Origin of the sequence: Mycobacterium cajalii (assembly GCF_045809005.2) — a bacterium.
GTDB lineage: Bacteria > Actinomycetota > Actinomycetes > Mycobacteriales > Mycobacteriaceae > Mycobacterium.
In genome coordinates, this window is record NZ_CM141436.1 from 547,685 (window position 1) to 560,038 (window position 12,354).

11 protein-coding genes are annotated in these 12,354 nt (G+C 66.8%); 7 read left to right on the top strand and 4 right to left on the bottom strand.

Annotated elements, in window-relative coordinates:
• Positions 1–21 precede the first annotated feature (21 nt).
• A complete protein-coding gene (locus ACJ512_RS02635) occupies positions 22–693 on the top strand; it encodes a GAP family protein (RefSeq protein WP_407688660.1) in 672 nt (223 codons plus the stop codon).
• Here ACJ512_RS02635 and ACJ512_RS02640 read toward each other — a convergent pair.
• Complete coding sequence (locus tag ACJ512_RS02640; RefSeq protein WP_407688661.1) at positions 681–1,406, bottom strand: hypothetical protein; 726 nt, start codon at positions 1,404–1,406, stop codon at positions 681–683. The genes ACJ512_RS02635 and ACJ512_RS02640 overlap by 13 nt on opposite strands.
• 54 nt (positions 1,407–1,460) lie before the next feature.
• Between ACJ512_RS02640 and ACJ512_RS02645 the strand changes: the two genes are divergently transcribed.
• Entirely contained in the window at positions 1,461–2,957 is a 1,497-nt protein-coding gene (locus ACJ512_RS02645; RefSeq protein ID WP_407688662.1) for a bifunctional phosphatase PAP2/diacylglycerol kinase family protein, read from the top strand.
• Here ACJ512_RS02645 and ACJ512_RS02650 read toward each other — a convergent pair.
• Positions 2,905–3,426: a PAS domain-containing protein gene (locus ACJ512_RS02650; RefSeq protein ID WP_407688663.1), complete on the bottom strand. Its 522-nt coding sequence runs from the start codon at positions 3,424–3,426 to the stop codon at positions 2,905–2,907. The genes ACJ512_RS02645 and ACJ512_RS02650 overlap by 53 nt on opposite strands.
• A gap of 321 nt (positions 3,427–3,747) precedes the next feature.
• Between ACJ512_RS02650 and ACJ512_RS02655 the strand changes: the two genes are divergently transcribed.
• Positions 3,748–5,358: a diguanylate cyclase gene (locus ACJ512_RS02655; RefSeq protein ID WP_407688664.1), complete on the top strand. Its 1,611-nt coding sequence runs from the start codon at positions 3,748–3,750 to the stop codon at positions 5,356–5,358.
• A 16-nt stretch (positions 5,359–5,374) separates the two neighbouring features.
• Here ACJ512_RS02655 and ACJ512_RS02660 read toward each other — a convergent pair whose 3' ends face one another.
• Positions 5,375–5,911 carry a hypothetical protein gene (locus ACJ512_RS02660; RefSeq protein WP_407688665.1) on the bottom strand — a complete coding sequence of 179 codons (537 nt, stop codon included), beginning with the start codon at positions 5,909–5,911 and terminating at the stop codon, positions 5,375–5,377.
• A 276-nt stretch (positions 5,912–6,187) separates the two neighbouring features.
• On the opposite strand from ACJ512_RS02660, the gene ACJ512_RS02665 reads away from it, so the two are divergent.
• The 3 genes from ACJ512_RS02665 (at position 6,188) to ACJ512_RS02675 (ending at position 10,528) form a co-directional block, all read left to right on the top strand.
• Positions 6,188–6,856: a TetR family transcriptional regulator gene (locus ACJ512_RS02665; protein ID WP_407688666.1), complete on the top strand. Its 669-nt coding sequence runs from the start codon at positions 6,188–6,190 to the stop codon at positions 6,854–6,856.
• A gap of 193 nt (positions 6,857–7,049) precedes the next feature.
• Complete coding sequence (locus ACJ512_RS02670; RefSeq protein ID WP_407688667.1) at positions 7,050–7,601, top strand: MmpS family transport accessory protein; 552 nt, start codon at positions 7,050–7,052, stop codon at positions 7,599–7,601.
• Positions 7,598–10,528, top strand: a complete 2,931-nt coding sequence (locus ACJ512_RS02675) for an MMPL/RND family transporter (RefSeq protein ID WP_407688668.1) — start codon at positions 7,598–7,600, stop codon at positions 10,526–10,528. The genes ACJ512_RS02670 and ACJ512_RS02675 overlap by 4 nt, the downstream gene beginning before the upstream one ends.
• A 230-nt stretch (positions 10,529–10,758) precedes the next feature.
• On the opposite strand, the gene ACJ512_RS02680 is transcribed toward ACJ512_RS02675, so the two are convergent.
• On the bottom strand, positions 10,759–11,643 hold the full coding sequence (locus tag ACJ512_RS02680; protein WP_407688669.1) for a hypothetical protein: 885 nt from the start codon (positions 11,641–11,643) through the stop codon (positions 10,759–10,761).
• A 144-nt stretch (positions 11,644–11,787) separates the two neighbouring features.
• On the opposite strand from ACJ512_RS02680, the gene ACJ512_RS02685 reads away from it, so the two are divergent.
• Positions 11,788–12,324, top strand: coding sequence for a hypothetical protein (locus ACJ512_RS02685; protein WP_407688670.1), 537 nt, complete (start codon positions 11,788–11,790; stop codon positions 12,322–12,324).
• The last annotated feature ends 30 nt before the right edge of the window (positions 12,325–12,354 follow it).

The following is a 12,354-nucleotide window of genomic DNA, read 5'->3' on the forward strand; positions in this document are numbered from 1 at the left end:
CCTGTGGGAGGATTGCTGCCCATGGCAGGTAGCTGGGGTGCGGTGCTGACCGCGCTCGTTCCGCTGGGGCTGGTCGTCGCGCTCTCGCCGATCACGGTCATTCCGGCGGTCCTGGTCCTGCAGGCCCCGCGGCGGCGGCCGAGCAGCCTGGCATTCCTGGCCGGCTGGCTGGGGGGCCTGGCCGCGCTGACGGCGCTGTCCGTGGCGGCGTCCGGCCTGCTGGGCGGGCTGCACAAGACCCCGCCGGCCTGGGCGTCGTGGCTGCGCGTGGTCCTGGGGTCCGCCCTCATCGTCTTCGGGATCTATCGGTGGCTGACCCGGCGTCGCCACACCGAGTCGCCGTCTTGGATGCGGTCTTTCGCCACCATCACCCCGGCGCGGTCGGGGATCACCGGGGCGGCGCTGGCGGTGCTGAGACCGGACGTGTCCCTCATCTGCGTGCCGGCCGGATTGGCCATCGGCACAAGCGGACTGGGCGCCGATGGTGACTGGATGGCCGCCGGGTTCTTCGTCGTCGTCGCCGCCTCGACGGTCGCGGTCCCGATCCTGGCCTACGTTGCCGCCGGCCCCCGCCTCGACGATCCGCTGGCGCGGCTCAAAGACTGGATGGACGAGAAGAACGCCGCCCTGCTCGCGGTGGTCCTGGTGGTGATCGGGGCGATGGTGCTCCAGCACGGAATTCAGGCCCTGTAGCCCCCGTCGGACAGGCCGGCGTCCGCTTCGAGCCGGTTCACCTCGCCGAAGGCCCACTCGCGGACCAGTTCCCGGCCGTAGCCGAAAAGCATTCCCGCATAGCCCTTTGCCGCCCATTGCCGGCTGTGGATCTCCTCGTGGTGCAGCACCCGGTCCAGGTCGGGATCGCTCCGGCGAGACGCGATGATGCGGCGCAACCGCTCGGCGGGGTCGGCGACCCTGCCCGCGTTGACCATGAAGATGTCACCCCAGGTGGTGCCGCCCCGGCGGCTGAACTGGCGCTGGATCCAGTTGCCGCCCAGGCCCATCAGCATGCCGTTGGGGGTGGTGACCAGGCGACCGCCGTGTCGGTGCACGAACCCGACGTCGCGCGTGTAGCTCCAGCCGTTGCGGCTCTGCCGGTTGAGGATTCGGCTCACCTCGGCGGCGCCGTAGGGCGTCTCGGGGAAGTCCGTGGGCTGCCCGCCCGCCCTGCCATAGCCGGTGCCGGCGTTCAGGACATAGGTCAGCAGCACCGCCCGTCGGGTGTCGGCGCCGCCGGTGCTCCGCGGGATCAGGAAGAACGACTTGCCCTGGCGGTCGCGGATCTCCTCCATTCCCGCGAGGAGGTGAAAGCCGGCGGGCGGGATGTGGGGCACGATGCCGGTGAGGGCCTCCGCGGGCACGCCGTGCCGTTCGGCGTTGTCGAGCCATTGCCTGGCGTGATCGTCCATCGGTCCTTCCTCGCAGAACTTTCTAGCAGCCCCGCGCCCGTTAGGGTGGAGCCAATGAACGGACGGCCCTGGCAACGCGTGCGCGGCGTCAAAGAGATCACCCGCGGGCTGGGCACCCTGGACCGGGAACTGTTCGACACCATCGCCGCCACCCCCACCCCGCTGCTCGACGCCGTCATGCCGCCGCTGACCCGCGCCGCCGACCATTCCAAGCTGTGGATCGCCGTGGCCGCGGGTCTGCTCGCCTCGGGCAATGCGAGCGCACAGCGCGGTGCGACGCGCGGTCTCGTCACGCTCGGCGTCACGAGCCTGGTCACCAACCAGTTCGCCAAGCGGATCCGCCGGCGGCCCCGTCCCCGCTTCGACGCGGTGCCGGTGGTCCGGCGGGCTGGCCGCCGGCGGACGTCGAACTCTCTGCCGTCCGGGCATTCGGCCAGCGCCGCCGCGTTCGCCGTCGGGGTGGGTCTGGAGATCCCGCTGCTGGGTTTCGGGCTGGGACTGGTGGCCGCGCTGGTCGGGCTGTCGCGGGTGGCGACCGGCGCGCACTACCCCGGCGACGTCATCGCCGGCTTCGGCATCGGGGCCGGCGTCGCGGTCCTGGGCGGGCGGCTGGTCCCGCCGATCGTGGCCACGGCCCTGCCCAACGCCGAACCGCTGTGGGTCGCGACGCCGGAACGCCCCGACGGGGCCGGCGTGGTGCTGGTGATCAATCCGGCGTCGGGCGGTGGCACGGGGGCCCGCGTCGTCGACGAGGTGCGCGCCGAACTGCCCCGGGCCGAGATCGTCGAACTGGGCCGCGACGACGACCCGGAACAGGTGTTGCGCAGCGCCGCCGCGCGTGCCGAGGTGCTCGCGGTCGGCGGCGGCGACGGCACCGTGGCGACCGCGGCGGCAGTGGCGACCGACGCCGGGCTGCCGCTGGCGGTGTTCCCCGGCGGCACGTTCAACCACTTCGCCAAGGACATCGGCTGCGACACCGTGGCCAAAACGGCCGACGCGGTCCGGCGCGGCAGCGTGGCCCGGGTCGACCTGGTGTGCCTCAACGAAACCCGGATGGTGCTCAACACCGCCAGCATCGGCGCGTACCCGGCGTTCGTCGAGCAGCGCGAGAAGCTGGAGAAGCGGATCGGCAAGCCGCTGGCCGGTTTCTACGCCATGCTGCACACGCTGCGTCACGCCGAGCCGGTCCGGATCCGCTACGACGACACCACCCTGCTGACATCGCTGTTCTTCCTTGGCAATTCGCTGTATCTGCCCTCCGGATTCGCCCCCTCGCTGCGGCCGCGCATGGACGACGGCCTGATCGACGTGCGCATGCTCGAAGCCGGTCGCCCGTGGGGCCGCACCAGGATCCTGACGGCGCTGGCCCTGGGCCGTCTGCAGCGCAGTCCGCTCTATCACGAGTTGCAGGTGCCCGAGTTCGGGTTCTGTGCCCTCGACGGTCCGACGGTCATCGCCCACGACGGCGAACTCGGCGACGAATACGACCGCGCGGCCTTCAATGCGAAGTATCGGATCCTGCCGGTGTACCGCCCGCGTCCTCGGTGCTGAGTGCCGCGTCGCGGTTGTGGTTCCACACCCACTCGGTGACGTCGGCGAGGCTGACCAGCAGGACCGGGTCGTCCTCGCGCAGCAGCATCGTGCCGAGGACGGCGACTCTGACGGCGCCTTCGGGTCGGTGCCGCCACACGGTGGTGACACCGACCGCCGCGCGAAGTGTGTCCAACGCGCTCACGCGTGGGCGTCGCGCCTCGGTGACCAACAGGCGGTGCAGGGGCGTGCCGTCGAGCCCGCCCTCGCCGTAGCCGAGCATGGACACGCACGCCGGGTTCGCGTAGACGACAGTGCCGTCCTGGTCGAGGGCGATCACCGGACTTGCCAGTCGCTGCAACAGCACGAGCGCGGGCAACTGCTGCAGGTATCCCTGCGGGGTGTCGGGCCGAGGCGCGCGTCGACGGTCTTCGGTCGGCGCGGGCGCAGGGCTGTCGGCTTGTGCCGGTTTGTCTTTGGCTGACCGCATCGAAGACCCCCAGGGTGGCGCGTGCGATGCTACTGACGACGAGGCCAACGATCATGCATCCCGGTTGCCGCCGCTAGGGCCGAAAGTCCCGGTGGCGCAGCAGAACCCCGCGTCTTTCGCGGCGGGCGTGTGCGACGTTACGGATAGTCGTAACGGTCGGGCCTATTTTGCATTGGTGTCATTGCCGTTGGAAACGGCAAACCGCACAATGTATTGGGCTGGGGCTTGAGGGGAGGTGCCGTGGTGGCCGTCGAACCCACGGAGTCTGCATCTGCCCGATCGGGCGAACGACAGGCCGAGGCGGACCAGGAGTTCCGCCGAATGGTCGAGGACAGCCCCGTCGCGATCTGCGTCCACGCCGACGGGCGCTTCCTCTACGTCAACGACACCATGGTGCAGAAGCTGGCGGCCGACTCCGCCGACCAGTTGCTCGGACACCGCATCATCGACGTCGTGGCGCCGCAGTCGGTCCCCACGGTGCTCGGTCAGATCGCGGCGCGCCGACGCGACGGGGACGTCTCACCGCCGGTGGAGATGGTGATCCTGGCGTTGGACGGGACGGCCCGCGCGGTGGAGGCGGTGGCAGTGCGGGCCCAGTGGCAGGGCAGACCGGCCCACCAGGTCGCGTTCTGGGACGTGACCGAGCACAAGACCGCCGAGGCGGACCTGCGCTACCAGGCGGCGCTGGTCACCCACGTCAGCGACGCGATCGTCGCCACCACCCTCACCGGCGTGGTCACCACCTGGAACCCCGCGGCCGAAGCCATCTACGGCCGCTCGGCGGTGCAGGCCCTCGGCCGACCGGTCGGTGAGGCGGTCGGCGCCGCCCTGGACCCGGCCGCGATCATCGCCGCAGGGGGCGTCGTGCACGCCACCCACCGCGCGGCCGACGGCTCGCCGCTGGTGGTGCGGGTGTCGGCGTCCCGCATGGACACCGGATACGTCGTGGTGTGCGCCGACCGGACCGCGCTGCGGCGTGCCGAACAGCATTTCCAGACCGTCGTGGCGTCCCTGGAGGAAGGCGTCGTCGTCATCTCGTCCGAGGGGATCGTGGAATCGGTGAACCCCGCGGCCCTGCGAATAATGGGTGTGCCGACGACGGAGGCCGTGGCCGTCGAGATGGCGACGGTGGTACCGATTCCGATCTATGACAGCGACGGCGAGTTGCTCATCGCCGATCAGCGTCCGGTGCTGGAATCCCTGAAAATCAGCCCCCGGGGGAGCCGGGTTTACGGTGTCGACCGATTCGACGATGGACGACGGGTCTGGCTCTCCGTGACGTGTTCGCTGCTCGACCCCGCCGATCCCGACGGTTCGTCGGTGCTGGTGTCGTTCGCCGACGTCACCGCGCAGCACACCAATTACCAGCGACTCGTCCATCAGGCGACACACGATCACGTGACCGGGCTGCCCAACCGCGCCCACATCCTGGACCTGGTCACCGAAGCGCTGGAAAGCGGAAGTCACCGGTTGGGCGCGGTGCTGTTCATCGACCTAGACAAATTCAAGGGAGTCAACGACGCGCTCGGGCATCACGCCGGCGACGCCGCCCTGCGGATCACCGCCGAACGCCTGCGGGACGCGTTGCGGCCCGACGACGTGGTCGGACGTGTCGGTGGCGACGAGTTCGTCGCGCTGCTGGCCGCGCCGATCGAGCCCGAGGAGGCCGACGTCGTCGCCGAGCGGCTGCAAGGTGCGCTCGGCGAACCGATCGTCGTCGGGCGCGACAGCGACGGGATTCCGGACGTCTTCCGCATCAGCGCCAGCATCGGCGTCGTCGCGGTGCCGCCCGGCGAGCAGCGCGCCGCCGCCGAGATTCTGCACGAGGCAGACCTCGCGATGTATCGGGCGAAGGCACGGGGACGGGCGTCGAGCCACTTCACGCTCGGGGCCCTCGAGCGGCACGGACCCGCCGACAGCTGTAGCGCCTAGCTCATCGAACCCGGCGTCACAGCCAGCCGGTGCGGGCGGCGGCGACCGGCTCGGCGGGGGCCGGGGCCAGTTCCCCGTCCCGCACCTGCTCGAGCATCCGCTTCACCGCGGCGACGATCTCCGGGGCCGCCGCGGCGAGTGCGGTCTTGTCGGCCTCGCCGACCTCGTCGGGGTCGACGCCCGCCCGGGCCAGCACGGCCGCCGGGTCGGCCAGCTGACCGGCCAGCCACGACACCGGGTCGGCGGACAGCTCGGGGACGAAGTGGCGGCGTCCGGGTTCCCACCCGTTGAAACGGGGGTGGTGATGGGCCCGGTCCAGCGTCCCCGGCGGGCTCTCGGTGGACCCGAACAGGTCGACCCGCCACACCGGCCGGTCGAAGGAGATCGGGACTCCGGCGTAGATGGATCCCTGCGGCGCGCCGCGGTCGACGAGGCGCAGTTCCAGCCTGACCCCCCGCTCGGGGGTTTCCTGCCCTTCGAGCGGAGACGGGTCGACGAAGAACATGTCCCCGATGACCACACCCAGGGTGTCGAATCCGAACGCTGCGAGCATCGCGCACCTTCCCCAGTCTCTTGGGTCGCTTGTCGTTCGTCATCGAGGGTAGACCGGGGCGGGGCGCAATTCAGCCGTACTGAAGCGGTATCGGACCGACCGGCTGGCTACGTCGCGGAGCGGGTCGCTGTCAGCCAGTGTTTTCGCGCCAAAACGCAATAAGAAGTCGGAAGGCTGCACGGCGATTTCGCAATGATCGGGCGGTCCCGAGACGACTGGAGGAACCAGAAACCTTGTGCGTTATGCAAATCACACAACGTGCGTTAGGCTCGGCCGGTGGCGCAACTGACATTCCAGCGCGCTCGCACCGAGGAAGAGAAGCGCCAACGTGCGGATGCTCTCGTGGAAGCCGCACGCTCGCTGGCAATGGAAACGGGCGTCGCGTCGGTCACCCTGACCGCGGTCGCCAACCGGGCCGGAATTCACTATTCGGCGGTACGCCGCTACTTCACCTCCTACAAGGAAGTCCTGCTGCGTCTGTCCGCCGAGGGCTGGGTGCGATGGTCCAATACCGTGTCGGAGAAGCTGGCCGAACCCGGCGCGAAGTCGCCCTCGCGCATCGCCGAGACATTGGCCCAAGCCCTGGCCGAGGACCCATTGTTCTGCGACCTGCTGGCCAACCTGCACCTGCACCTGGAACACGAGGTGGACGCTGAGCGGGTCATCGAGGTCAGGCGGATCAGTACCGCGGCCACACTCTCGCTGGCCGATTCGATCGGATGCGCGCTGCCCGAACTCGGACGATCGGGCTCGCTGGACATCCTGCTGGCCGCCTACTCGCTGGCGGCGACGCTGTGGCAAGTCGCGAACCCGCCGGAGCACCTGACCGACATCTACGCCGAGGAGCCCGAAGTGGTTCCGCCCGAGTGGAATCTGGACTTCGCAACCGCCCTCACCCGCCTGCTCACGGCCACCTGCATCGGCCTGATCTCGGGGTCCTCATGAACGCCGCAACCGGTACGGGGCCGGAGGTCAAGCCGCGGGCGTCGGAAACCAACCGGCGCAGCGACGCCCGGATGAAGGAAGGCCGTCGAAGGGGGACTGCTGTGGCCAACCAGATCGAGAACCTGTGGGGTATCTCCAAGGTTGCACACACGCTAGCTAATGTTGCGCCCGTGCTGAAGGACTTGAAGCGCCCATGACGACGACTGAGCATAGGACCGAGCCGCTGAAGAAGCAGGGCTCCGCCGGCAGCGAGGGCGACACGGTCGGCCCGCCGCGGCGCGCCAAGAAACAGGGAATCTTGGGGCGCTTCTGGTTGGTGCTCACGATCGCAGCCGTCGTTGCGGTGTCGGGATTCGTCGTATACCGACTGCACGGTATCTTCGGCGTCCACAAGGGTTCGTTCGGTGGTGGCACCTCGGGCGAGGTCCTCGACCAGTTCAACGCCAAGACGATCACCCTCGAGGTCTGGGGCTCACCGGGCAGCACGGCGACCATCAACTACCTCGACGAAAACACCCATCCGCAGCAGGCACTGAACGTGCCCTTGCCCTGGAGCAAAGTATTGAGTTCAACGAAGCCCGGCATCCCGGCAAACCTGGTGGCGCAAGGAGACGGCAGTTGGATCGCGTGCCGATTCGTCGTGAACAACCACGACGGTCGCGGTGACGTCATCAAGGCCCCGAATCGCTCGGATTCCAACGAAACCGTGAACCCCTTCGTCTACTGCCTGGACAAGTCCGCATGAGCGAGCCGAGCGAGGCTCCGCCGCGCGTCGATCAGCCGCTGATCCCGCCGTTCCTACCGCGGATGATCCACCGGCTGGCGCTGCCGATCGTCCTGGTGTGGTTGGGCATCGTCTTCGTCACCAACACCATCTCGCCACAGCTGGAGGTCGTCGCCAAAACGCACTCGGTGTCGATGAGTCCGACTGCCGCGGCGTCCTTTCAGTCGATGATGAAGGTCGGATCGACCTTCAAAGAGTTCAACTCCGACAACTCGGCCATGATCTTGCTGGAGGGCGACAAGCCGCTCGGGGCCGAAGCGCACCGCTACTACGACGAGATCGTCAGGCGCGCCGAGCAAGACAAGATACACGTTCAGCACGTGCAGGATTTCTGGAGTGATCCGCTGACGGCGGCGGGTTCCCAGAGCCACGATCAAAAGGCCGCCTACGTCCAGGTCTACCTCGCCGGCAACATGGGCAGCGGGCAGGCGAACGAGTCTGCCCTGGCCCTGCGCAAGATCGTGGACTCGGTTCCCGCACCGCCGGGAATCAAGGCGTATGTCACCGGCGCGGGTCCGCTGTTCGCCGATCAGTCCCATGCCGGCGAGAAGGGCGTCATGCTCGTCACCCTCATCACCTTCCTGGTGATTGTGGTGATGCTGCTGTTCGTCTACCGCTCGGTCATCACCATGCTGATCATGCTGGTGATGGTGTTCATCGAGTTGGCCGCGGCTCGGGGCGTCGTCGCGACGCTCGGTAACTACGGCGTCATTGGGCTTTCCACGTTCGCCAACAACATGCTGGTGCTGATGGCGATCGCGGCCGGGACGGATTACGCGATCTTCGTGGTCGGCCGCTACCACGAGGCGCGCGGTCTCGGCGAGAACCGCGAACAGGCGTTCTACACCATGTTCCACAGCACGGCGCATGTCGTGCTGGGATCGGGGCTGACCATCGCCGGCGCGATGTACTGCCTGAGCTTCTGCCGCTTGCCGTACTTTCAGTCGCTCGGGGTGCCGTGTGCGGTCGGCATGCTGGTCGCGGTGTTGGCGGCTTTGACGCTGGGGCCGGCCGTGCTCACGGTGGCCAGCTTCTTCAAGCTGCTCGACCCGAAGCGCAAGCTGCAGACCCAGGGATGGCGTCGCATCGGCACCGCGGTCGTCCGCTGGCCCGCACCGGTTCTCGCGGTGACCATCGGGGTCGCATTGGTTGGTCTGCTCGCCCTGCCCGGTTACAAGACCGACTACGACAACCGCCACTTCCTGCCGGCGGACACCCCGGCCAACGTTGGTTATGCCGCCGCGGACCGGCACTTCGACCAGGCTCGGCTCAATCCCGAGCTGTTGATGATCGAGACCGATCACGACCTGCGTAACCCGGCCGACTTCCTGGTCCTGGACAAGGTCGCCAAGGCGGTCTTCCACATCCCTGGCATCGGCCGCGTGCAGACCATCACCCGGCCGTTGGGCACGCCGCTCGACCACAGCACGCTGGGGTTCCAGATGAGTGCGCAGGCCGCAGGGCGGATCCAGACCCAGCACTATCAGGACGAGCAGGCGAAGAACTTACTCAAGCAGGCGGACGAACTGCGCAAGACGATGGCGACCCTGCACGAACAGATGCGCGTCACCCAGGACCTCAGCAACACCACGCACGAAACCACCAGGCTCACCAAGCAAACCGTGCAGATCACCGAATCGTTGCGCGACGACATCGCCAACTTCGACGATTTCTTCCGGCCGATCCGCAGCTACTTCTACTGGGAGAGACACTGCTACGACGTTCCGGCATGCTGGGCGATCCGGTCGATCTTCAACGCGCTGGACGGCATCGACCAGGTGGCGCAGAACATCGTGAACCTCAGCGCGAATCTGGACAAGCTGGATCGGATTCAGCCGAAGCTGGTGGCGCTCATACCGCCGCAGATCGAGAGCCAGCAGCACAACCTGGACACCATCATGTCGAACTACGCGACCACGATGGGTCTCAACGAACAAGCCAAAGCGCAGTCCGACAACGCCACCGCCGAAGGCGATGCCTTCGACAAGGCCAAGAACGACGACACCTTCTATCTGCCGCCGGAGGCATTCAAGAGTCCGGATTTCGCGCGGGGTCTCAAGCAGTTCATCTCCCCGGACGGGCACGCCGTCCGGTTGATCATCTCCCATGAGGGCGACCCGGCGACCCCTGAAGGCATCAGCCACATCGGGCCGATCAAGCAGGCCGTGCACGAGGCGATCAAGGGCACGCCCTGGGAGGGCGCCAAGGTCTACCTCGGCGGTACCGCCGCGACGTACAAGGACATGCACGACGGCTCCAACGTCGACCTGATGATCGCCGGAATTGCCGCAGCCACACTGATTTTCATCATCATGCTGGTGATCACCCGAAGCGCCGTGGCGGCCGTGGTGATTGTCGGCACGGTGTTGTTGTCGCTGGGCGCCTCATTCGGGCTCTCCGTGCTCCTATGGCAGTACATCCTGGGCTTGAAGTTGCACTGGATGGTGCTCGCGATGGCGATCATCCTGCTGCTGGCCGTCGGCTCGGACTACAACCTGCTGTTGATATCGCGGTTCAAGGAGGAAATCCACGCCGGGCTCAAAACCGGGACGATTCGCGCGATGGCCGGTTCGGGCTCGGTGGTGACCTCGGCCGGTCTGGTGTTCGCCGCGACCATGGCCACGTTCATGTTCAGCCCGCTGCTGGTGATGGCCCAGGTCGGTACGACGATCGCGCTGGGGCTGCTCTTCGACACCTTGATCGTGCGGTCGTTCATGACACCGTCGCTGGCCACCCTGCTCGGCCGCTGGTTCTGGTGGCCGCAGCACGTGCGTCCACGGCCGGCCAGCACCATGCTGCGACCGTACGGACCGCGTCCCGCCGTGCGCGACCTGCTCCTCAAGAACGTCGACGAGCACCCGCCGGGCGGAGTGGTACAGCCGCGCTGACTCGGCCTCGGGGCGCGTGAGTGTCGAGGTTCGCGCCGGCGTGGTCGAATTGCGACTCGGCTTTGATGGAGGCGCGACGCCGGTTCTGTGCTCAGCGGTGAACGACCGGCCACTGCCAGGAGTTTTGTGGAGCCGATGACGGGAATCGAACCCGCGTATTCAGCTTGGGAAGTCGAATTGAGGTGTCCTTAGTTGTCTCGGTGTGCCCGCCTGGCACTCTTCGAGTCGCGTCAAACATGCCGTGAGGTTTCCTGCCGCTGCCTCCGCCGCCGCTCCCGTTCGCTTTGGGCCTTCGCGCACCGGTGCGAGCAGTACCGCACGCCCGCAGTGCGGTTCCACTCCCCGACGGTCCCCGGCCTACCGCGCTGCTTAGTGAATAACTTCCGGCATGACTCGTTGGCGCAGCTGCCGAACGGGACGCCTTCGACGATGTAGTTGTAAAGCTGCAGGGCGCAAGCTTCGTAGAGTGTCGGCATTGCCTTTGCGCCCGTCAGCAGTCCAAAGAGTTCAGGGTCGGATTGGATGCTTACGTGGTACGGAGTAAGCGCCTGGTTGATCGCGGAGTCGAACCATAGCCACGCCATGCCCTCCGTAGATGGCTCAACCGGGTGGCCGTGGGCCACCCAGGCTTGCTGATACGCCTCCAGGTCGCCGCCCGACAGGTATACGTGCAAGTGAGCGGCCATCGCACGTAGGAACTGAACGTGTAATGCGATGAGCCGGACAGGAACAATGAAATCAGCGGAATACCCTTCTTCCGAAACTAATTCGATCCACTCACGGTGTTGCTGCTCGCCGTGACGGCCGGAGTATGTGCCGGGAGGAAGGCTATTAAGGCGCTGATCACCGAAGTGTGTCAGCCATCCCCACCGACTCGTAAAGTCGGCGAGCGCCTCGGCGTCATCGACGTCGAACCCGAACACCTCTTGGAGCACAAAGTCGTCGGGCAGCGCCACCGATGACTGTTCGCGCCCTGCAACGTCGTACTCAATAACCAAGTCGTCAAGGGGAAACTCTTGCAAAACCTTGGCCGGCGTCCGGTGCACCTTGGGGACCGGGATCGTCCCACCTGGCCATGGCGTGGGACGAAAACGCCCGGGTGTCGTTCCTTGCATTTACCCATTGTGCCGTGGGACGCTATGCGACGTCAACGTCCCACGGATGAGAAGGTTGCGCAACGACGATGCATGAGAAGAGGGCGAGGTGGAGTTAGTCCCAAGCGGGGAGCATGTCGAGCCGAAACGCATAGAGCATGTCCAGTGACTGATCGACACGTTTTCATCGACGAAAGCAAGCGTCGGGATTACGTCGTGGTCGCTGCGGTCCTAGTGCCCGATGACCTTCGAGCATTGCGGCATGTCGTCACGGAGCTGTTGCTGCCGGGTCAGCGCAGCCTCCATATGACAGATGAGAGCGACGGACGGAGAACAACAATCGCTCAAGCGTTCGTTAGCGCAGGCGTTGAAGCGACCGTGTACGACGCCGGCCGCAGTTACAGAACTCAGTTGCAGGCCCGGGCGGCATGCTTACGTCTGCTCGTCGATGACTTGGCAACAGCCCCGGACGACGCGTTCCTGATCATCGACCAGGATGACAGCTTGGTTCATTCGGATCGCCAACTCCTCTTCCAAGCCGTCAGAAAGGTAGACAGGCTAGAAAGCATGCGTTACGACCATCGACGGCGCCACGAGGAACTTCTGTTAGGCATACCCGACGCGATAGCTTGGTGTTGGGCCAAAGGCGGGCGGTGGCGGAATCTTATCGGTCCGATGGTCAGCAGTGTCAGGAACCCATGAGACCAGAAAACGCGAGGCCCGAGCGCCGCG